Annotated in this window: 17 protein-coding genes; 16 read left to right on the top strand and 1 reads right to left on the bottom strand. The window is 63.4% G+C overall.

The window, feature by feature from the left end; all coding sequences use genetic code 11:
- The first annotated feature begins 73 nt into the window (after window positions 1–73).
- The 6 genes from NKH54_RS27030 to apnL all read left to right on the top strand — a co-directional run bounded on the left by NKH54_RS27030 (window position 74) and on the right by apnL (window position 7,229).
- Window positions 74–1,015 carry a D-ribose ABC transporter substrate-binding protein gene (locus NKH54_RS27030; RefSeq protein ID WP_352652032.1) on the top strand — a complete coding sequence of 314 codons (942 nt, stop codon included), beginning with the start codon at window positions 74–76 and terminating at the stop codon, window positions 1,013–1,015.
- A gap of 92 nt (window positions 1,016–1,107) precedes the next feature.
- Entirely contained in the window at window positions 1,108–1,752 is a 645-nt protein-coding gene (locus tag NKH54_RS27025) for a DUF2291 family protein (protein ID WP_353029366.1), read from the top strand.
- Window positions 1,749–3,296 (top strand): sugar ABC transporter ATP-binding protein, encoded by a 1,548-nt coding sequence (locus NKH54_RS27020; protein WP_353029365.1) that lies wholly within the window; start codon window positions 1,749–1,751, stop codon window positions 3,294–3,296. Before NKH54_RS27025 ends, NKH54_RS27020 begins: the two co-directional genes overlap by 4 nt.
- The gene (locus NKH54_RS27015; RefSeq protein WP_023688190.1) at window positions 3,293–4,357 is read left to right on the top strand and encodes an ABC transporter permease; all 1,065 of its coding nucleotides are present in this window, start codon (window positions 3,293–3,295) and stop codon (window positions 4,355–4,357) included. Before NKH54_RS27020 ends, NKH54_RS27015 begins: the two co-directional genes overlap by 4 nt.
- Window positions 4,358–4,359: 2 nt before the next feature.
- Window positions 4,360–5,394, top strand: a complete 1,035-nt coding sequence (locus tag NKH54_RS27010) for a Gfo/Idh/MocA family protein (RefSeq protein WP_023697641.1) — start codon at window positions 4,360–4,362, stop codon at window positions 5,392–5,394.
- Window positions 5,391–7,229: a D-apionate lactonase gene (apnL, locus tag NKH54_RS27005; RefSeq protein ID WP_353029364.1), complete on the top strand. Its 1,839-nt coding sequence runs from the start codon at window positions 5,391–5,393 to the stop codon at window positions 7,227–7,229. The genes NKH54_RS27010 and apnL overlap by 4 nt, the downstream gene beginning before the upstream one ends.
- Before the next feature lie 2 nt (window positions 7,230–7,231).
- Here apnL and NKH54_RS27000 read toward each other — a convergent pair whose 3' ends face one another.
- Window positions 7,232–7,945, bottom strand: a complete 714-nt coding sequence (locus NKH54_RS27000; protein WP_023672607.1) for a transcriptional regulator NanR — start codon at window positions 7,943–7,945, stop codon at window positions 7,232–7,234.
- 187 nt (window positions 7,946–8,132) lie between these two features.
- On the opposite strand from NKH54_RS27000, the gene oiaX reads away from it, so the two are divergent.
- From oiaX to NKH54_RS26950, 10 genes are all read left to right on the top strand, one after another.
- Window positions 8,133–9,383 carry a 3-oxo-isoapionate-4-phosphate decarboxylase OiaX gene (gene oiaX, locus NKH54_RS26995; RefSeq protein ID WP_023681698.1) on the top strand — a complete coding sequence of 417 codons (1,251 nt, stop codon included), beginning with the start codon at window positions 8,133–8,135 and terminating at the stop codon, window positions 9,381–9,383.
- A 4-nt stretch (window positions 9,384–9,387) separates the two neighbouring features.
- Window positions 9,388–10,722 carry a four-carbon acid sugar kinase family protein gene (locus NKH54_RS26990; RefSeq protein WP_023681697.1) on the top strand — a complete coding sequence of 445 codons (1,335 nt, stop codon included), beginning with the start codon at window positions 9,388–9,390 and terminating at the stop codon, window positions 10,720–10,722.
- Window positions 10,723–10,955: 233 nt separating this feature from the next.
- The gene (locus tag NKH54_RS26985; protein ID WP_353029363.1) at window positions 10,956–12,485 is read left to right on the top strand and encodes an FGGY-family carbohydrate kinase; all 1,530 of its coding nucleotides are present in this window, start codon (window positions 10,956–10,958) and stop codon (window positions 12,483–12,485) included.
- Window positions 12,482–13,258, top strand: coding sequence for a DeoR/GlpR family DNA-binding transcription regulator (locus NKH54_RS26980; protein ID WP_353029362.1), 777 nt, complete (start codon window positions 12,482–12,484; stop codon window positions 13,256–13,258). The genes NKH54_RS26985 and NKH54_RS26980 overlap by 4 nt, the downstream gene beginning before the upstream one ends.
- 50 nt (window positions 13,259–13,308) lie before the next feature.
- Entirely contained in the window at window positions 13,309–14,967 is a 1,659-nt protein-coding gene (locus tag NKH54_RS26975; protein WP_352653840.1) for a glycerol-3-phosphate dehydrogenase/oxidase, read from the top strand.
- Between the two features lie 325 nt (window positions 14,968–15,292).
- Window positions 15,293–16,306, top strand: coding sequence for a sugar-binding transcriptional regulator (locus NKH54_RS26970; protein WP_023672601.1), 1,014 nt, complete (start codon window positions 15,293–15,295; stop codon window positions 16,304–16,306).
- A gap of 33 nt (window positions 16,307–16,339) precedes the next feature.
- Window positions 16,340–16,987, top strand: coding sequence for a DUF2291 family protein (locus tag NKH54_RS26965; RefSeq protein ID WP_023672600.1), 648 nt, complete (start codon window positions 16,340–16,342; stop codon window positions 16,985–16,987).
- Window positions 16,984–18,522 carry a sugar ABC transporter ATP-binding protein gene (locus NKH54_RS26960; protein ID WP_023818099.1) on the top strand — a complete coding sequence of 513 codons (1,539 nt, stop codon included), beginning with the start codon at window positions 16,984–16,986 and terminating at the stop codon, window positions 18,520–18,522. The genes NKH54_RS26965 and NKH54_RS26960 overlap by 4 nt, the downstream gene beginning before the upstream one ends.
- A gap of 25 nt (window positions 18,523–18,547) precedes the next feature.
- Complete coding sequence (locus NKH54_RS26955; protein ID WP_023672598.1) at window positions 18,548–19,681, top strand: ABC transporter permease; 1,134 nt, start codon at window positions 18,548–18,550, stop codon at window positions 19,679–19,681.
- A gap of 39 nt (window positions 19,682–19,720) precedes the next feature.
- On the top strand, window positions 19,721–20,662 hold the full coding sequence (locus NKH54_RS26950) for a D-ribose ABC transporter substrate-binding protein (protein WP_081726801.1): 942 nt from the start codon (window positions 19,721–19,723) through the stop codon (window positions 20,660–20,662).
- The last annotated feature ends 9 nt before the right edge of the window (window positions 20,663–20,671 follow it).

Below are 20,671 nucleotides of genomic sequence, written 5' to 3'. Positions count from 1 at the left end.
GCCCGCGTTGCGCGATGAATTCGAATGCAGAGGCCTTGATTTATCAAGGCAATTTTTCAAACGGGAGGACATCATGAAACTCACACGCAGAATGACACTTGCGGCGTTCGCCGGCATGCTGGCGCTTGGCACGGCGGTACCCGCCTATGCGGCCGACCTCATTGCCATCATCACGCCCTCGCACGACAATCCGTTCTTCAAGGCGGAAGCCGTCGGCGCCGAAGCCAAGGCCAAGGAACTCGGCTACGAAGCGCTTGTGCTCGTCCATGATGACGACGCCAACAAGCAATCCGAATTGATCGATACGGCGATCGGTCGCGGCGCCAAGGCGATCATCCTCGACAATGCCGGCGCCGACGCCACTGTCGCTGCCGTGCAGAAGGCCAAGGACGCAGGCGTGCCGTCGTTCCTGATCGATCGCGAGATCAACGCCACCGGCGTCGCCGTGGCTCAGATCGTCTCCAACAACTACCAGGGCGCCCAGCTCGGTGCGCAGGAATTCGTCAAGTTGATGGGCGAGAAGGGCAATTTCGTCGAGCTGGTCGGCAAGGAATCCGATACCAATGCCGGCATTCGCTCGAAGGGCTATCACGACGTCATCGACGATTATCCGGATCTGAAGATGGTCGCCCAGCAGTCGGCAAACTGGAGCCAGACGGAAGCGTATTCCAAGATGGAATCGATCCTCCAGGCCAACCCGGATATCAAGGGCGTCATCTCCGGCAACGACACGATGGCGATGGGCGCCTATGCGGCGCTGGTCGCGGCAAACCGCAAGGACGTCATCGTCGTCGGCTTCGACGGGTCGAATGACGTGCGCGACTCCATCACCGCGGGCGGCATCAAGGCAACCGTGCTGCAGCCGGCTTATGCGCAGGCGCAGATGGCGGTCGAGCAGGCCAACGACTTCATCAAGAACAAGAAATCGCCGGCCAAGGAAAAGCAGTTGATGGACTGCGTCCTGGTCAATGGCGACAATGCTTCCAAGCTGGAAACTTTTGCGCTTACCAACTGAGCCGGCGTGACATGAATAGCGAGGGGCGACCCAAGGGTCGTCCCTCGTCGCCATTTTCCGTGGGTGCTGATCACCATGCTCAACAAGCCATCATGCTGAACAACAAGCCGACCTGGCCGATCCTTGCCGTGATACTCGGCATCAGCTTGACCGCCTGCAAGATCCTCCCGACCGCTTCGGGGGACAGCGGCAATGCCGCCGTCTTCAACCCGGACAAGATGGTCGAGGAGATATGGGCGGCGAAGGTCGTGCCTTACCTCCAGCAGAAAGCCGGGCCGTTTGTGCAAGTCCACGCTCTGGCAAAAACCGATCCTGCTTCCGCCGGCGCCAAATATGCCAATCCGAACAAGCAGGCGAATTCGCCCTGGACCTTCGCGGTTCGCGTCGAGGGCAAGATCATCGCCGCCAACACGCAGTCGCGGGCAGCGACCATGGATGTCGATGTCGACGGCGACGGCAAGGCCGATGCGCGGGTGCAAATCGGACCGGCGATGCGGGGAACCGCGCTGCGCGACAGCCTCGATTTCATCCAGTTCAACGATTTTACCAATCAGATCGACTTTGCCCAGTTCGGCAAGGCGTTCAACGCCTATGCCGTCAAGGCCCTGTTTGCCAAACTGCCGCGTGACGCGCTGGAAGGCCGGACCGCCAAGGTTCTCGGCGCCTATACGCTCGAGAGCGGCCAGGACCTGCCGCTGGTGACGCCGGCGGAGGCAGAAATCGGGCGGAAGCCATGAGCGCTGCGGTTGCTCACGATGTCGTCTTGAAGCTGGAGGACGTCTCCAAGGTCTATTCCGGCACCGTCGCGGTCAAGCGCGCGAATTTCGAGGTGCGCAAGGGCGCGGTCAATGTGCTGGTCGGCGAAAACGGCGCCGGCAAATCGACGCTGATGAAGATCATCGCCGGCGTCGAACAGCCGACGCTCGGCCGGATCCTCCTGGAAGGGGAGGAGGTCTCCTTCTCGTCATCGGGCGACGCGGTGAACCGCGGCATCGGCATGGTGTTCCAGGAGCTGAACCTGTTTGGCAATATGACCGTCGCCGAGAACATCTTCGCCACGCGCGAGATCACCAACCGGTTCCGCAAGATCGACCGCAAGGAGCAGGAGCGTCGCGCGGCGCAATTTCTCGAACGCCTGCAGGCCGGGATAAGGCCCGACATGCTGGTCGAGGATCTGCGCATCGGCCAGCAGCAGCTGGTCGAGATCGCCAAGGCGGTTTCGCTCGATGCGCGCATCCTGATCATGGACGAGCCGACCTCGGCGCTCAGTGCGGCGGAAGTCGAGATCCTGTTCAAGGTGATCGCCGACCTCAAGGCGCGCGGCGTGGCGATCGTCTACATCTCGCACCGGCTGGAAGAGCTGATCCGCATTGGCGACTACATCACGGTGCTGCGCGATGGACACATCACCGGCCAGGAAGAGATGAAAAACGTCGACACGCGGTGGATCGTGCGGCAGATGATCGGCTCCGACGCCAAGGATTTCGCCAAGGCCGACGGCCATGTTCCCGGCGAAGAGATATTCCGCGCCGAGGACATCTGCCTGCCGCGCGCGACCGGCGGGCTGGCGGTCGATCACGTCTCCCTGTCGCTGCGCGCCGGCGAGATCCTCGGCATCTATGGCCTGATGGGCGCCGGGCGCAGCGAACTGTTCGACTGCATCATGGGCCGCCATGGCCAGGCGACCGGCGCGATCTTCATCGCCGGCAAGAAGGTCAAGGAGCGCGACACGACGCGGCGCATCCGGCGCGGGCTGGCGCTGATCCCCGAAGACCGCCAACGCGAAGGGCTGGTGTCGATCCTGTCCGTCGCCAGCAATCTGACACTGGCCAGCCTGTCGCGGTTTGTCCGCCTGTTCCACATCAGTGGCGGCCAGGAGAAGCATGCGGTGACGCAGATGGTGCGGGAACTGGCGATCAAAGTCGCCGACCCGGCGCAGGAGGTCTCATCTCTGTCGGGCGGCAACCAGCAAAAGGTGGTGATCGGCAAGGCGCTGCTCACCGGGCCTAAGGTGCTGCTGATGGACGAGCCCAGCCGCGGTATCGATGTCGGCGCCAAGGCCGACGTCTTCGGCACCATGCGCAAGCTGTCGCGCGACGGGCTCGGTATTCTGTTCGCCACCTCGGATCTTGATGAGGTGATGGCGCTGTCCGACCGCATCGCGGTGATGAGCAATGGAAAACTGACGGGCATGTTCGATCGCGCCGAGGCGACGGAGGCAGCCCTTGTCGCCGCCTCGGCACTTGGCCACGGACCGGCCCCGCACACGGAGAACCCATGACTGACATCCCAGCCAAGGCGGCTGTCTCCTCCGTTTCGAGCGGCTCGCTGCTGCTGACGCTGATGAAGGCGAGGACCTTCATCGCGCTGATCGCCGTCTTGATCTTCTTCTCGATCGCGGCGCCGAATTTCCTGTCGACCGCCAATCTGATCCTGATGTCGAAACATGTGGCGCTGAACGCCTTCCTCGCCATGGGCATGACCTTCGTCATCATCACCGGCGGCATCGACCTGTCGGTCGGCTCGATCGTCGGCCTGTGCGGCATGGTTGCCGGCTACCTCGTGCTCAACGGCATCGACCTGCAATTCGGCTACACCGTCTATTTCAACGTCGTCGAGATCGCGCTGATCACGCTGGCGGTTGGCATCCTGATCGGCGCCGTCAACGGATTGCTGATCACCAGGCTGAACGTCGCGCCGTTCATCGCCACACTCGGCGTGCTCTATGTCGCGCGCGGCCTGGCGTTGCTGTCGTCGGACGGCCGCACCTTCCCGAACCTCGTCGGCAAGCCGGAGCTTGGCACCACCGGGTTTGGTTTCCTCGGCGCCGGGCGGCTGCTCGGCCTGCCGGTGGCGATCTGGATCCTGATCGTCGTCGCGCTGGCTGCGGCCTATCTCGCCAAATACACGCCGCTCGGCCGCCACATCTTCGCCGTCGGCGGCAATGAACGGGCGTCGCGAATTTCGGGCGTTCGTGTCAACATGGTGAAAATGTTCGTCTACATGTTCTCCGGCTTCTGCGCGGCGATCGTCGGCCTGATCATCTCGTCCGAACTGATGGCCTCGCACCCGGCAACGGGCGAAAGTTTCGAGCTCAACGCCATCGCGGCGGCAGTGCTCGGCGGCACCTCGATGTCGGGTGGGCGCGGCACGATCGGCGGCACCATTGTCGGCGCCTTCGTCATCGGCATTCTTTCGGACGGGTTGGTGATGATGGGCGTGAGTTCCTTCTGGCAGATGGTGATCAAGGGCCTTGTCATCATCGTCGCCGTCGTCGTCGACCAGGCGCAGCGCCGGCTGCAGAGCCGGGTGACGTTGATGCAGATGGCAAAGGCAGGCTGAGCATGGCGGAGTTGCGGGGAGGGCTCATCGGCTGCGGCTTCTTTGCCATCAACCAGATGCATGCCTGGCGCGACATTGAAGGCGCCGCGATGGTCGCCATTTGCGACCGCGACCCGGAGCGGCTGCGCATCATCGGCGACCAGTTCGGCATTGCGAAGCGCTACACCGACGCGGCAGAGATGTTTGCAAGCGAAAGCCTCGACTTCGTCGATATCGCCACTACCGTTCCCAGCCATCGTCCGCTGGTCGAGATGGCGGCGCTGCACCGTGTGCCGGTGATTTGCCAAAAGCCGTTCGCGCCGACGCTTGCCGACGCCAAGGCGATGGTGAGGGCCTGCGTGGAAGCCGGCGTACCGCTGATGGTGCATGAGAATTTTCGCTGGCAGTCGGCGATCCAGGCGGTGCGTGCCGTGCTGGACAGCGGCGAGATCGGCACGCCGTTCTTCGGGCGCATCTCCTTCCGCTCCGCCTATGACGTGTTTTCCGGCCAGCCCTATCTCGCCAAGGGAAAGCGCTTCATCATCGAAGACCTCGGTATCCACATCCTCGACATCGCCCGTTTTCTACTCGGCGACGTATCGACGATCACGACGCGAACGGCGCGCATCAACCCCGATATCGCCGGCGAGGACGTCGTAACGATGCTGATGGATCACAAGAGCGGCGCCACCTCAGTCGTCGACTGCAGCTACGCGACGAAGCTTGCCGTGGAGCCGTTTCCCGAAACGCTTATCGAGATCGACGGCAGCGACGGCACAATCCGCCTGGCGCAGGGATATCGGCTCACCGTGACCGGCAGGAGCGGCACGAAGATCACCGACGTTTCGCCGCCCGTACTCGCCTGGGCATCGCGCCCATGGCACAACATCCAGGAGAGTGTCGTCGCCATCCAGCAGCACTGGGTCGACTGCCTGGCAAAGGGAACCGAGCCGGCGACCTCGGGCGCCGACAATCTCAAGACATTCGCGCTGGTCGAGGCGGCCTATCTGGGCGCCGCGAGCCACGAACCTGTCCACCTGGATGGCTTGCTGACATGACAGCCGACGCCTTCCTCCTATACGGCACACGCGTGGTCGAGGCCGAGCCGGTCAGGCTGAGTGCGGGCCTGCTCAGCGCCGACTTCGTCAACGGCAATCTGCGCACCATCCGTTACGGCGGCATCGAAGTGCTGCGCGCCATCGCCTACATCGTGCGCGACCGCGACTGGGGCACTTACGAGCCTGAACTGACCGACCTTGCCGTCGATCAGGACGCCGACAGCTTCTCCGTCAGCTACTCCGCAAGTTGCTTAGCGCCGGGCGGAAGCCGGCTCGACCTTCGCGCTACGATCAAGGGCTCCGCCAACGGTCACCTGGTCTTCGACGTCAGCGCGGTCCCTGAAAGCGATTTCGAGACCAATCGCTGCGGTTTTTGCGTCCTGCATCCGATCGCCGGCCTCGCCGGCAGCCCGGTCACGGTCGAGCATACCGACGGCAGCGTGGTGGCGACGAAACTGCCACTGCTGATCGATCCCTGGCAGCCTTTCAAGGATTTGCGCGCGATCACCCATGAGGTCCGGCCGGGCATCACTGCCGAATGCCGGATGGAGGGCGACACTTTCGAGATGGAGGACCAGCGTAACTGGTCGGACGCGTCCTACAAGACCTATGTGCGGCCACTGGCGTTGCCTTGGCCCTATGTGCTGCCGGCCGGCCAAACTGTAAGCCAGACGGTCAGCCTGCGCATCACCGGCGAGGGGGGAATGCCGGCCGCAGCATCTGCCGCCGAACCGGTCAGCGTCGAACTCGGCGAGACCGGGCAGAGGCTGCCGGATCTCGGCGTGATCATCTACCCGGATGAGGTCGAAGCAGCGCTCGCAAATCTTTCGACATTGACCGAGCTCGGCCCGCAGCAACTTGTCTTCCACTACGATCCGACGCGCGGTCACGGCGTCGAAGCATTGCAGTCTTATGCAAGGCTCACCGCCGCCTATCCGGTGCAGACGACGCTGGAATGCGTCGTTGCCTGCGCGGGCGACCTCGATGCCGAGCTGTCAGGCGTTGCCGACATGGTGCGTCAAGCCGGGTTGAAGCTTTCGGCCATTGCCGTCTTGCCTTCGGTTGACCGGCAGTCGACACCGCCGGGCAGCGCGTGGCCGGACTGTCCGCCGCTCGAAGACGTCTATGCCGCGGCCTGTCGCGCCTTTCCCGATATCCGGCTCGGCGGCGGCATGTTCAGCTATTTCACCGAGCTCAACCGCAAGCGCGTGCCGGCGGGCCAACTCGATTTCGTCACCCACTGCACGTGCCCGATCGTGCACGCCGCCGACGATCTCAGCGTCATGCAGTCGCTGGAGGCGCTGCCCTTCATCACCGCGTCGGCGCGGGCGATCTTCGGGGAAAAGCCTTACCGCATCGGTCCATCGACGATCGCCATGCGCCAGAACCCCTATGGCGGCGCGACCAAGGGCAATCCCGGGGGCCAGCGCATCGCCATGGCCGATCGCGACCCTCGCCATGCCGGCCTGTTCGCAGCCGCATGGGCGATCGGCTATGCCGCGCGTGTCGCGCCGGCCGGGCTGGAACTGCTCACGCTGTCCGGCTTCGCCGGGCCTTTCGGCGTGCTCGCAGCATCCGGCGAACCCGTCGCGGAAGGATCGCCTCGGCCGATCTTCGATGCCATCAAGGGGCTTTGCGAACTGGCCGGCCTTACGTATGTGGCGACGAAAACGAGCGACGAGACCAAGGTGCTGGCGCTGGCCGGCCGCTCCGCTTCGGGCAAGACCGTGGCGTGGCTGGCGAACCTGACGGCGGACGACGTGACGGTCGACATCTCAGCGTTTGGCCGAGGCCAACTGGTGATGACCCCTTACGCGATCACGCGGATCGGCTGAAATCAGTTGCCGGAGTTCATCACATAAAGCGCGCGCGAGCGCTCGAGGTGCTTGATCATCGCCTTCTCGGCGCCGTCGGCATCCTTCTTCTCGATGCGGCCGATGATCTCTTCATGCTCGGTCAGCGTGAACTGTTCCTTGCCGGTCCAGATCAGCATTTCGGTGTGATATTCCTTCAGCCAACCGAGCATCGCCTCGCTGACGGCGATATAGATCGGGTTGCCTGAAATGGCCGCGATCTGGGTGTGAAACTTCATGTCGGCTGAAATGAAAGCCTCGGAATCGCCGCGAAAGCCACGCTGTTCGGCAATTGTGGCCCGCAGCTGCTCAACGTCCTCGGCAGTGGCGTTTTCGGCGGCTTCCCTGACCATACCGCGCTCGAAGAAGATGCGCGCCGTTTTCAGGTGTTCCAACGTGTCCTTCGACGACGACAGGATGATCTTGGCTGCGCCATCGACCTGCTTGATGATCGACTTGGCGGTCAGCTGCAGCACCTTGGCGCGTTCCCCATGCGAGATCGCGACGAGGCCCATATTGCTCAGCGCCTGCATCGCCTCGCGGATCGCGGGACGGCCGACCTCGAAGCGCTCCATCAACTCGCGCTCCGACGGCATGTCGTCGCCCGGCGTCAATTCTCCGCTGGTGATCAGGCGCTTCAGCCGCAAAAACACTTCGTCGGAAAGTTTGCGCCGGACGATCGGCTCCGAACGGTTCATCGTCGCGAATCACTCCCTTGACCTGTGTCTATCTAGCACTGCCGCAGCTGTTCCCGGAATGGCTGTCGCCCCGATCGCCCATAGCCGCCAGACAGGATATTGCTTGCAAAGCTTATGTACTCATTATACCAGATTCCGACGATCAAGGAACTCTTTTCGAACCCCCTGCGGCCTCAGACAACGAACCATGATCACGCTCACCTACCGCATCGAGACATCAGGCAGCATCGAGACGCTGGCAGCCAAGATCGCCAGCGACCAGTCGTCTGGAACCTTCGTCGCGCTGCCCGGCGAGACCGAGGAACTGAAAGCCCGGGTGGCCGCGCGTGTCCTGGCCATTCGGCACCTGCCGGACGCACTTCGCCCCTCCATTCCCGAGGCCGGTAACGGGCCGTTCAAGCGCGCGGATGTCGACATCGCCTTTCCATTCGATGCCATCGGCCACGACCTGTCGGCTCTGATGACCATTGCCATCGGCGGCGCCTATTCGATCAAGGGCCTAACCGGCATTCGCGTTGTCGACATGAAGCTGCCGGAGCAATTCCGCGGCGCGCATCCAGGTCCGCAATTCGGCGTCGCCGGCAGCCGCAGGCTGACAGGTGTCACGGATCGGCCGATCATCGGCACCATCGTCAAGCCGGCGCTGGGGCTGCGGCCCCCCGAAACCGCCGCGATGGTGGGCGAGCTGATCGCCGCCGGTGTCGATTTCATCAAGGACGATGAGAAGCTGATGAGCCCAGCCTATTCGCCGCTGGCGGAGCGGGTAAAGGCAATCATGCCGCTGATCCTCGACCACGAGCAGAGGACCGGCAAGAAGGTGATGTACGCCTTCGGCATCTCGCATGCCGACCCGGACGAGATGATGCGCAATCACGATCTGGTGGCCAAGGCCGGCGGAAATTGCGCCGTGGTCAACATCAACTCCGTCGGTTTCGGTGGCCTGGCCTTCTTGAGAAAACGCTCCAGCCTGGTGCTTCACGCTCATCGCAACGGCTGGGACATCCTCACCCGCCATCCCGGCCTCGGTATGAACTTCAAGGTCTGGCAACAGTTCTGGCGGCTGCTCGGCGTCGACCAGTTCCAGATCAACGGCATCCAATCGAAATACTGGGAGCCGGACGCGTCTTTCGTCGAGTCCTTCAAGGCGGTGACGACGCCGATTTTTGCCCCTGAGGATTGCGCCTTGCCTGTGGCGGGCTCCGGCCAATGGGGCGGGCAAGCGCCCGAGACCTATGAACGGACCGGCCGGACGGTCGATCTGCTCTATCTGTGCGGCGGCGGCATCGTCAGCCATCCGGATGGACCGGGCGCCGGGGTGCGTGCCGTGCAGCAAGCCTGGCAGGCGGCGGTCGACGGCATTCCGCTGGCGGATTTCGCCTTGAGCCATCCGGAGCTGGCGCGGTCGATCGAAAAATTCGGCGACGGCAAAGCGGCCTGAAGCAATGCAAGACCTGCTTCTCAGCTATTATGGCGACGACCTCACCGGCTCGACCGACGTCATGGAAGCGCTCGAACTCGGCGGCGTGCCGACCGTGCTATTTATGCGCCAGCCGGACGCGGCCATGGTTGAGCAGTTCAGCCATTGCCGCGCCATTGGCCTGGCCGGCACCAGCCGCAGCGAGACGCCGCAATGGATGAACACGCATCTGAGCGATGCCTTCGCTTGGCTGAAGACGCTGAATGCCGCGATCTGTCACTACAAGGTCTGCTCCACCTTCGATTCCAGCCCGACCATCGGCAGCATCGGTCGCGCCATCGAGATCGGCCGTTCGGTCTTCGCGCAGGACAGCGTGCCGCTGCTGGTCGGGGCGCCGCAGCTCAAGCGTTACACGGCCTTCGGTCATTTGTTCGCGGCCTATCGTGAAAAGTATTTCCGCATCGACCGCCATCCGGTGATGAGCCGCCACCCGACGACGCCGATGGATGAATCCGACCTGCTGATCCATCTGTCGCGGCAGACGGAGCTCACATCGGGGCTGGTCGACCTCGCGACGTTGCAGTCGGCGGCGCGCTCGGAGGCCTTCGATCGCTTGCTCGCCGAGGGCACCGACATCGTACTTGTCGATGTCGACAGCCTCGAGACGCAGGCGCTTGCCGGCAAGGAGATATGGCGCGCCCGCAAGCCGGGCGGTTCGTTCGTCGTCGGCTCGTCGGGGATCGAATATGCGCTGCTGGCCGAATGGGTGTCGAACGGGACAGTCAGAGCTGAACCAGAATTTTCGCCGCCGGGTGCCGCCGACCGGATCGCGGTCGTCTCGGGCAGTTGTTCGCCGACGACCGAACGACAGATCCGGCACGCTTTGACCGACGGCTTCGATGGCATCGAGGTCGATCCCGTCGAACTGATCTCCGAAGCTTCCGGAGATGCGATCGCACGCGCGACGGCAGCCGGTCGCGCCAGTCTGGAAGCCGGGCGCAGCGTCGTTCTCTACACGGCCCTTGGACCCGCGGCCGATAGGGGGGGCGAAATCGACCGCCAGGAAGGCGCCCGCCACAAGCTCGGGCGGGGCCTCGGCGAACTGCTTCGCGCGCTGACCATCGAGCAGAAGTTGCAGCGCGTGGTCGTTGCCGGCGGCGATACGTCGAGCCACGCGCTCGGCCAGATGGGTGTCGATGCGCTGACCGTGCGGATGCCGTTGCCGGTGTCGCCGGGCTCGCCGCTTTGCGTCGCTCACTCGCGCGTCAAGGCGATCGATGGGCTGGAGGTCGCACTCAAGGGCGGGCAGGTTGGAACCGACCGCTATTTCAGCGCCATCCGTGACGGCCTTAGCAGCTGATTACGCGTCGCCTGGCAACCGCGAGATCCATCCGTGGCTCCCTGGCGCCGAAGCCTTTTTGTCGCGTATGTTGACGTTAAATTCACATAAAGATATGAGTTCTTTGTTGCGGCGAGGTGCTTTTGCCGTTTGTCCCCCTTGCTCAATCGGGGTTGTCGCCATGTGTTTCGCCCTTGCATCAGACTGCAGGATCGCCCTGTAGCAATCGCCAGTTGCTGAAAGAGGCGGTGATCATGCCCAGCCTGCTCGGAATCGATAACGGCCTCACGGTCACCAAGGCGGTCATCTTCGATGCCGACGGCACGCAATTGTCCGTGGCCCGTCGCCGGGTGCCGCAATCGATGCCCCACGCGCGCTGGGTGGAGCGCGACATGTCAGGCCTGTGGCAAGCAACAGCCGACGCCATCAAGGAGGCGATCGCGCTCTCCGGCAGGCCGGCGGAAGACATCAAGGCGGTGGCGGCGACCGCGCATGGCGATGGTCTCTATCTGCTCGATCATGATCGTCAGCCTTTGGGACCAGGCATCCTGTCGCTCGACAGCCGCGCCGGCGACATTGTCGAAAGGTGGTCCGCCGGTACCGTTTTCACCGATGCACTGGCGACGACAGGCCAGACGCCGCATGTTTCGGCGCCGTCGGCGCTGCTGGCGTGGCTTAAGCAGAACGATCCTGATCGCTATGGCCGCATCGGCCATGTGCTGGCCTGCAAGGACTGGCTGCGCTTTTGCCTGACCGGCACGATCGGGACCGACCGCACGGAGGCCAGCACTTCATTCACGGATTTTCGCACGCAAGCCTATGCGCCTGAAGCGCTGCGCATCTTCGGGTTGGAGGATCTGTTCAACGCGCTGCCGCCGGTGGCGCATTCCGCTGACATCGCCGGTCAAGTCACAGCCGATGCCGCCGAAAGGACCGGCCTTCGCAGGGGAACACCGGTCGCCTGCGGCCTGCACGACGTGGCCGCCTCGGCGCTTGGCATGGGCGGCCATGAAGACGGCGTGCTCGCCATCGTCGCCGGCACGTATTCCATCAACGAAGTCGTCTCTTCGCAACCGCGCGTCGACCGACGTTGGTTCTGCCGCAACGCCATCGATGCGGGGCGTTGGAACAACATGTCGATCTCGCCGGCCTCGACCGCGAACTACGACTGGTTTCTCGACACTTTCTGTCGCTTGGAGCAAGACAGGACAAACGCGGATGGCGGCTCGCTCCACGAATTGCTGGCGGGAGAGATCGACGCGGCGTTGAAGAAGCCTTCGACCATCCTGTTTCATCCCTATCTGTTCGGCTCTCCCTATGGCGATTTGGCCAGCGGCAGCTTTGTCGGCCTGCATGGCTGGCACAATCGCGGCGACATGCTGAAGGCGGTTCTGGAAGGCATCGCCTTCAATCACCGCACCCATGTCGAGGCTTTGCGCGACGGCTTTGCCGTCAGCGAGATCCGCCTGACCGGCGGCGGTTCGCGCAATCCTGCTTTCGTCCAGATGTTTGCCGACGTGCTGAACGCCCCGGTCACCGTCACCTCGACGGATGAGACCGCGGCCCTCGGTGCCGCGCTTTGCGCAGGTGCTGCGGTCGGCTTGTTCAAGACGCCGCAAGAGGGAGCAAGGCAGGTTGGGATGACGGAGCGGACGTATCAACCGGTGCCCGCCTCCAGTGCTGTGTTCAATGAGCGGTTTTCGCTCTACTGCCGCATAGCCGAGCAGCTGAAGTCGCATTGGCCGGACATCGAAAGGCTGGCGCGGCCAAGGGGAGACGCATGATCAAGGCCGACGAACGACGCGAAGAGATCGCCGATTATGTGATCAAGCTGGGCCAGGTGCGCATCGACGATCTGGTCGAGCATTTCGGCGTATCGCGCATGACCATCCACCGGCACATCGACCGGCTGGCGCAGCAGGGCGTGCTGCGCAAGCTGCATGGTGCCGTGACGGTTCAGCCGTCCGGTCTCTATGAGAGCGCCTTCCGCTACCGGGTGACGGTCAACCGAGCCGAGAAGGATGCGCTGGCGCGGGCAGCATTGGACTATGTCGAGGCCGGCCAGGTGGTGATGCTGGACGATTCATCGACGGCAAACGCGGTTGCGACGCTGCTGCTCGACGTCAAGCCGCTGACGGTTGTCACCAACAGCGTGTCGATGGCTGCGTTGCTGATCAATGTCGACGACCTCGACTTCATCTGTCTCGGCGGCCAGTATCACGGCACCTACAATGCCTATATCGGCATCGTCTGCGAGAACGCCGTGGCGCAGTTGCGCGCCAATGTGCTGATCTGTTCGGCTTCGGCCGTCACCGGAACCACGGCTTTCATCCAGGATCCGAATGTCGTGCGGGTCAAGCAGGCGATGATGACCGCCTCCGTGAAGCGCATCCTTTTGGTCGACCACGCAAAATTCGACCGGATCGCGCTGCATGTCTTCGACGATTTGACCAGTTTCGACGCCGTGCTGGTGACCGAGGGGCTCGGCGATGCGCAGGCGCAGAGCCTCGAGCGGGCCGGCGTGAAACTGCGCATCGTCAAGACGAAAGCGCCATGAGCCGAACAGACGGAGCAGGGGCGGACAATCGCGCCGGACGTCTCGCCGCTATGGCTGCGACCGGCGAGGTCGACGTCGTCATTCTTGGCGCCGGCATCAACGGGGCTGGGCTGTTTCGCGATCTGTGCGCGCAAGGTGTCAGCTGCCTGATCGTCGAAAAGGCGGATTTCGGCTCGGGCACCAGTGCCGCGCCGTCGAGGCTCATCCACGGCGGCTTGAAATATCTCGAGACCGGCGAGTTCGGGCTGGTGGCGCAGTCGACGCTCGAACGCAATCTGCTTCTTCAAAACGCGCCGCACTATGTCAGCCCGCTGCCGACCGTCATCCCGATCTTCTCGTGGAGCAAGGGCATGCTCGCGGCGTTGCGAACGCTGTTCGGCTCGACCAGCGCGCCGCGCAGCCGCGGCGCCATACTGATCAAGATCGGCTTGATGATCTACGATTTCTACGGTTCACGAAACCAGGTCATGCCGCGCCACCGCATGGTCGGGCGGCGGCAGGCGCTTGTTGAGATGCCGGCGCTCAATCCGGCGATCGTCGCCACCGGCACCTACTACGACGCCAAGATAAGTCACCCGGAAAGGCTGGTGCTGGAACTGATCCTCGACGGCTTGCAGGCTCACGCGGCGTCTGCCGGTGCCAACTACACGACACTGGCGGCTTCAGCCAATGGCGTGCTCACCTTCCAGCCGGAAAACGGCGCGGCCTTTTCGGTGCGGCCGAAGCTGGTGGTGAACGCCGCCGGTCCGTGGATCGACGACGTCAACGCGCTGCTTGGTGCTCCATCGAAGATGATCGGCGGCACCAAGGGCTCGCATATCCTTTTAAGGCATGACGAACTGGTCAAAAGCCTCGCCGGGCGCATGCTCTATTTCGAGGCCGATGACGGCCGCATCTGCCTGGTCTACGACTATCTCGGCCTGGCGCTGGTCGGCTCGACCGACATCAAGGCCGACAATCCGGACGCGGTCCGCTGCGAACCCGAAGAAGTCGACTATCTGCTCGACAGCGTGCGAACGCTGCTGCCGGGCATGGCGTTCGAGCGCGACCAGATCGTCTACGCCTATAGCGGCATCCGGCCGCTGCCGACGTCTGAAGCAGCGACGCCCGGACTGATCAGCCGCGATCATTCGGCGCCCGTTGCCGAGCCGGACGGCAACAGGCCCTTTGCAGTCATTTCGCTGGTCGGCGGCAAATGGACGACGTTCCGCGGCTTTGCCGAGGAAGTCACTGATACCGTACTCAAGCGCTTGCAGCGCAGCCGCAAGATGTCGACTCAGTCGATGCCGATCGGCGGTGGGCGGGATTTTCCGGCCAATGCCGCCGCGCGCGCGGACTGGCTGGCTGAGGCACAGCAGGCAACGGGCGCCGGGGAAGGGCGCCTTGATCAATTGCTGTCGCGCTACGGGACCAGAGCCGTTGAGATCGCCAGGCACGGGTCGGATGATGAGGGTTGCCTGCCGGACTCCGGCGGCTACGGCAAGGCGGAAATCGACTACATCGCGCGCAACGAGTTCGTCGAACATCTGGCCGATGTCGTTATGCGCCGCAGCACGTTGGCGATAGGCGGCTCGCTGACGAGCCGCGACCTGCAGGAGATTGCCGCGATCGCGGGGCGGGCGTTGGGGTGGAGCACCGAGCGCCTCACGCGGGAGGTCGAAGCCGCTGTTGTCGAGCTCGAAGGCAGGAACCTGATGCGGCTGGACTGATCGCTTGATCGCCGACGCCTAGCTTTTCCTGAGGCAATCCGATCGATTTGCCCTTGTTGCGCCCTGTGCATCAACCTTCCCATTTTGCACCCGGATTGGGATTTGCCGGCGCCTACGGGCTCATGCCGTCACTGGATCCGGTAACACAAATTGACGTTAAATTAACACTACCGTATGGTCATATTGTATGCTTACCTTCTAATAGGCTCGCGTTGGCTGCCGAACGTCGGCTGAGGCAACCATCTGCGGAGGGATTGACAGCGGTGCAAAGGTATGAAAATTTTTGCACACAAAGATAATATTATCACCCTGGGGAGGGGATGGCTTGAATTCCGGCGGAAGCGCAAACCGCGACCATGAATCCAGCCTCGCCACGCGCGCGGCCTGGCTGCACTATGCCGGTGGTCTGACCCAGGCCCAGGTGGCCAAGCGGCTTGGCCTGACCAGCCTCAAGGCGCATAGGCTGATCACCAAGGCCAACCAGGAAGGTCTGGTCAGGGTCTTCATCGACGGCGACGTCGCCGAATGCGTCGACCTGGAACAGCGCCTGATCGCCGCCTATGGGCTCCACTATTGCGAGGTGGTTCCCGATCTCGATCAGGACGAACTGCCGCTCAAGGGGCTGGGCATTGCCGGCGCCCAGTTCCTGAAGCGCGAAATCGATCGCGGCGAAGACATGCTGATCGGCGTCGGCCATGGCCGCACGCTTGCCGCCAGCGTCGAATATCTGACGCGCGCAACTGCTGCTCACATCCGTTTCGTCTCGCTGCTTGGCGGCGTGACGCGCAAATTCGCCGCCAACCCGCACGACGTCATGCATCGCCTGGCAGAGCGGACCGGCGCGCAGGCTTTCGTCATGCCGGTGCCTTTTGTCGCCAATACCGCCGAGGACCGCGAAGTGCTGCTTGGCCAGCGCGGCATCAGCGATGTGTTCGCTCTCGCCAGCCGGTCCGACCTGATGTTCGTCGGAATAGGCACGGCCGAGCGGGAGGCGTCGCTGGTCGCCACCGGCATGATCGAGCCTTCCGAAATCGACGAGGTCAAGCGTGACGGCGGCGTTGGTGAATTGCTGGCGCATTTCTTCGACGACAAGGGGCGTCCGGTCGAAACGGCGCTGTCGGAAAGAATACTGGCGCTTCCGCGCGATCAGTTGAAGGGCCGCAGGATCGTTGCCGTCGCCGGCGGCAAGGTGAAGGTGCGCGCCATCAAGGCAGTACTCGAAAGCCGTTATCTCAGCGGCCTGATCACCGACGAATGCACGGCCCGCGCGCTGGTCGAGCTCGACGATGCAGCCGGGACCGCGAAGCGCTGCGTGAACGGAGGAACTTCGAATGCGTGACAACGGACAATCCGCACCGCTGGTGGTTGCATCATGAGCGCGAAGGCCACCGCCCGGCAAGCTTCGCCCGGCCTGCGCCGGGTGCTTGCCGGCGCTGCGGTTGTGGTTCTGCTCGGCGCCATGGCGCTCGATACCAAGGTGATCAAGATCGGCTCTGCCGGCGATGTTCGCAACGCGGTGTTTTCGGCCGCCGACTACGGCAAGTCTGAATTTCCCAAGGTGCAGGCCGATGTCGAAGCGCGTGCCGCCGACGCCGCAACGGTGGCAACGGCGATCGCCAAGGACAGGGCGACGGCCGAAAAGGAATATGGCGTGCCGGCGGGAGTCGGACCGGTCATCTCGGTCAAGTTCACCGGCGTCGTCGGCGAGGGAAAATCGGGCATCTACAAGGTCGCGGTCGACGGTTTGCCGGACACGTTGACCGTCCGCGTACAGACTGGGCCGGCGATCAACGGCACCGAGCTTCGCGACGCCACCGGCAAGATCACCTTTGGTCAGTTCACCAACCAGATCGAGTATCAGGACGCCGGCTCGGCGCTGAACAACGAGATGAAGAAGGAGGTGCTGGCGAAAGTCGATACCAGTGACTTGACCGGCAAGACAATAGCGGTGGTCGGCGTCTTCAAGCTGGTCAATCCGAAGAGCTGGCTGGTCACGCCGGTGAGGCTGGACGTCAAATGACAATGGCTGCCGGCACAGAACCCGCGACTGGCGATGCCGTGCTTTCGGCGCGCAATGTCGTCATGTCGTATGGCGGCGTCCACGCGCTCAAGGGCGTCAACTTCGACATCCATCGCGGCAAGGTCACCACCCTGTTCGGAGAGAATGGCGCCGGCAAGTCGACGCTGATGAAGATCCTGTCCGGCGTGGTCACGCCGACATCCGGCGACATCGTGCTCGACGGCAATCTCGTCAGCTTTTCCTCGTCTTCGGACGCGCGCGACCGCGGCATTTCGATCATCCACCAGGAGCTCAGCCTGGCGCCGAATCTGAGCGTTCGCGACAACATCTTCATGGGCCGCGAACTGCGCACCAGAACCGGCCTCGACTTCGCCGAGGAGTCGCGCCAGGCGCGGGCGCTGATGGCCGACCTCGAAGAAGACATCGATCCGATGACCTTGGTGGAGGACCTGCGCCTGGGGCAGCAGCAGATCGTCGAGATCGCACGCGCGCTATCGGTCGACAGCCGCATCCTGATTATGGACGAGCCGACCTCCGCGCTGAGCGCCACGGAGGTCGAAGTGCTGTTCAAGGTGATCCGCGATCTGACCAGCCGCGGTGTCTCCATCGTCTACATCTCGCATCACCTCGAAGAGGCGCTGCAGATCACCGACTACGCCGTCGTGCTGCGTGACGGGGCGATCACGGCGACGGCCGAAGCCAAGGACATCGACCTCGAATGGATCGTCCGCAACATGGTGGGTGAGAATTTCGACCTCGGCTCGCCGCCGACCGGCCATGCGTTTGGTGAGGTCGCGCTGTCGATCGAGGATGTCAGCGTCACTGACGCTTCGGGTTCAGGCTACGTCGTCGATCATCTGTCGCTGGATGTCAAAGCGGGCGAGATCGTCTGCATCTATGGGCTGATGGGCGCGGGCCGCACGGAATTGCTGGAGGCCGTCGCCGGCCGTGTGCCCATGGCGGGCGGGCGGGCGCTGCTGGAGGGTGAGGACGTTTCGGGGCTGACCATTGCCCAGCGCATCGCCCGAGGTCTGGTTCTGGTCCCCGAGGATCGCCAGCGCGACGGCCTGGTTCAGACCATGACCGTCGGCCGCAATCTGTCGCTTGCCAGCATCGAGGCGTTCGCGAAAGGCCTGTTCCTCTCCCGGCCGAGGGAACGCGCACTGATCGACGATTCGATCCGCAAGGTGACCATCAAGACCGCGGGCGGCAACGCCATGATCGGATCGCTGTCGGGCGGCAACCAGCAGAAGGTCGTCATCGGCAAGATGCTGACGACAGATCCCAAGGTCATCCTTCTCGACGAGCCGAGCCGCGGCATCGATGTCGGCGCCAAGGCCGAAGTCTTTCGCTTGCTCAGCGAGCGTGCCGCGCAAGGCCTGGCGGTCGTCTTCTCGACCTCGGAGGTCAATGAGTGCCTCAGCATCGCCCATCGCATCGTCGTGATGCGGCGCGGCAAGATTTCAGCCGAATTCGGCGCCAACGCCACCAAAGAGCAGATCATGGCCGCCTCCGGCGAAGCCGTGGTCGCCTGACCATAGAATTTCGGAGCCCCGACCCATGAGCGATGTCAGCCAGGCCAGCAAACAGTCCAGCCCCAATGCGGGCGGCGAGGGCTTCGACGTGGCCAAGCTGCTGCTCGAAGGCCGGGCCTTCTTTGCCCTGATCGTCATCATTGTCGTCTTCTCGATCCTGTCGCCCTATTACCTCTCGGTGGCGAATTTCCTGACCATGGCCTCGCATGTCGCCATCTTCGGGATTCTCGCCGTCGGCATGCTGCTGGTCATCCTCAATGGCGGCATCGACCTGTCGGTGGGGTCGACGCTCGGGCTTGCCGGCGTCGTCGCTGGGTTTCTGATGCAGGGCGTGACGCTGACCTGGCTGGGCGTCGTTCTCTACCCGCCGGTCTGGATGGTCGCGGTGCTGGCCTGCATGCTGGGTGCGGCCGTCGGGCTTATCAACGGCGTGCTGATCGCGCGGTTCAAGGTTCCGGCCTTCGTCGCCACGCTCGGCGTCATGTACATGGCGCGCGGCCTGGCACTGCTGATGACCAGCGGCCTGACCTACAACAATCTCGGCGGCAAGCCGGAGTTGGGCAACACCGGTTTCGATGCTCTCGGCTTCAACCGCCTGTTCGGCGTGCCGACCGGCGTGGTGGTGCTGGCGGTCATCGCGCTGATCGGCAGCATCGTCCTGAACCGCACCGCCTTTGGACGCTGGCTCTACGCCTCGGGCGGCAATGAGCGCGCCGCCGAACTCTCCGGCGTTCCGGTCAAGACCGTGCAGATTTCGGTCTATGTGCTGTCGGGCATCTGCGCCGCCATTGCCGGCCTGATCCTGTCCTCGCAGCTGACCTCGGCCGGGCCGACCGCCGGCACCACCTACGAACTGACGGCCATCGCCGCCGTGGTCATCGGCGGCGCCGCACTCACCGGCGGGCGCGGCAACATTCGCGGCACCTTGCTCGGAGCCTTCGTCATCGGCTTCCTGTCCGATGGTCTGGTGATCATCGGCATCTCATCCTACTGGCAGACAGTGTTCACCGGCGCCGTCATCGTGCTCGCCGTGCTCCTCAATGCCGTTCAGTATCGCCGCCGTAGCAAGCTTCCAGCTTCGACGGGCGGCCAACCGACTTCTCAGAAACGGGGGAAGGCCGAACCGGCCAATCCTGCCCAAGGGAAGACTGCCAGCTGACTGGCAGCAAGACCGCGTAAAATCATTGGAGGAATGTACATGAAAATCGTGCTTAGAAGTTTGCTTGCCGCCGCGATGGTGGTCGGGTTTAGCGCAGCCGCATCGGCCGCGGGCCTGATCTCGATCATCGTCAACGATCCGGCCAACCCCTACTGGCTGACCGAAGGCAACGTCGCCAAGGCCGAAGCCGAAAAGCTTGGCTATACAGCCAACGTCGCCGCCCACAAGGGCGACACCAATACCGAAAGCAATCTGATCGACACCGCCATCACCAACAAGTCGGTGGCGATCATCCTCGACCCGGCCAATGCCGATGGTTCGGTCGGCGCGGTGAAGAAGGCGATTGCCGCCAACATCCCGGTTTTCCTCGTCAATGCCGAGATCAACCAGGAAGGTCTTGCCAAGGGACAGCTCGTCTCCAACAACGCCCAGGGTGCGGCTCTCGGCGCCCAGCAGTGGGTGCAGGCGGTCGGTGAAAAGGGCAAGTATGTCGAACTGCTCGGCGCCCCCTCGGACAACAACGCCGCCACGCGCTCGAACGGCTACGCGACTGTGCTGAGCCAGTATCCGGATCTCGAAAAGGCCGCTTCGCAGGTCGCCAACTGGGATCGTACCCAGGGACACGACAAGATGCAGAGCATGCTGCAGGCCAATCCCGACATCATCGCGGTGATCAGCGGCAACGACGAAATGGCGCTTGGCGCGGTTGCGGCGCTGAAGGAAGCCGGCAAGCTCGCCGGCATCAAGGTCGGCGGCTTTGACGGCTCCCCGGATGCGGTTGCGGCCATCAAGTCCGGCGAACTGCAGTACACCGTGCTTCAGCCGGTGGCCATCTTCTCGGCCAAGGCCGTGCAGCAGGCCGACTCGTTCATCAAGACGGGCGCTACCGGCGCCACCAGCGAGAAGCAACTGTTCGATTGCCTGCTCATCACCAAGGACAATGTGGACAAGTACACCGCACCCTTCGTGCTGTCGGAATAAAAACCTGCT

The organism is Mesorhizobium sp. M1004, assembly GCF_040318795.1.
Taxonomy (GTDB): domain Bacteria; phylum Pseudomonadota; class Alphaproteobacteria; order Rhizobiales; family Rhizobiaceae; genus Mesorhizobium.
The sequence above is the reverse complement of the archived record's forward strand: the minus strand, read 5'-3'. Positions and strand labels throughout refer to the sequence as shown.

Excerpts from the sequence above, each read along its gene's own strand:
- NKH54_RS27030 (WP_352652032.1), top strand. The coding sequence starts at position 74 with ATGAAACTCACACGCAGAATGACACTTGCGGCGTTCGCCGGCATGCTG.
- NKH54_RS27025 (WP_353029366.1), top strand. The coding sequence starts at position 1,108 with ATGCTGAACAACAAGCCGACCTGGCCGATCCTTGCCGTGATACTCGGC.
- NKH54_RS27020 (WP_353029365.1), top strand. The coding sequence starts at position 1,749 with ATGAGCGCTGCGGTTGCTCACGATGTCGTCTTGAAGCTGGAGGACGTC.
- NKH54_RS27015 (WP_023688190.1), top strand. The coding sequence starts at position 3,293 with ATGACTGACATCCCAGCCAAGGCGGCTGTCTCCTCCGTTTCGAGCGGC.
- NKH54_RS27010 (WP_023697641.1), top strand. The coding sequence starts at position 4,360 with ATGGCGGAGTTGCGGGGAGGGCTCATCGGCTGCGGCTTCTTTGCCATC.
- apnL (WP_353029364.1), top strand. The coding sequence starts at position 5,391 with ATGACAGCCGACGCCTTCCTCCTATACGGCACACGCGTGGTCGAGGCC.
- NKH54_RS27000 (WP_023672607.1), bottom strand. The coding sequence starts at position 7,945 with ATGAACCGTTCGGAGCCGATCGTCCGGCGCAAACTTTCCGACGAAGTG.
- oiaX (WP_023681698.1), top strand. The coding sequence starts at position 8,133 with ATGATCACGCTCACCTACCGCATCGAGACATCAGGCAGCATCGAGACG.
- NKH54_RS26990 (WP_023681697.1), top strand. The coding sequence starts at position 9,388 with ATGCAAGACCTGCTTCTCAGCTATTATGGCGACGACCTCACCGGCTCG.
- NKH54_RS26985 (WP_353029363.1), top strand. The coding sequence starts at position 10,956 with ATGCCCAGCCTGCTCGGAATCGATAACGGCCTCACGGTCACCAAGGCG.
- NKH54_RS26980 (WP_353029362.1), top strand. The coding sequence starts at position 12,482 with ATGATCAAGGCCGACGAACGACGCGAAGAGATCGCCGATTATGTGATC.
- NKH54_RS26975 (WP_352653840.1), top strand. The coding sequence starts at position 13,309 with ATGGCTGCGACCGGCGAGGTCGACGTCGTCATTCTTGGCGCCGGCATC.
- NKH54_RS26965 (WP_023672600.1), top strand. The coding sequence starts at position 16,340 with ATGAGCGCGAAGGCCACCGCCCGGCAAGCTTCGCCCGGCCTGCGCCGG.
- NKH54_RS26960 (WP_023818099.1), top strand. The coding sequence starts at position 16,984 with ATGACAATGGCTGCCGGCACAGAACCCGCGACTGGCGATGCCGTGCTT.
- NKH54_RS26955 (WP_023672598.1), top strand. The coding sequence starts at position 18,548 with ATGAGCGATGTCAGCCAGGCCAGCAAACAGTCCAGCCCCAATGCGGGC.
- NKH54_RS26950 (WP_081726801.1), top strand. The coding sequence starts at position 19,721 with ATGAAAATCGTGCTTAGAAGTTTGCTTGCCGCCGCGATGGTGGTCGGG.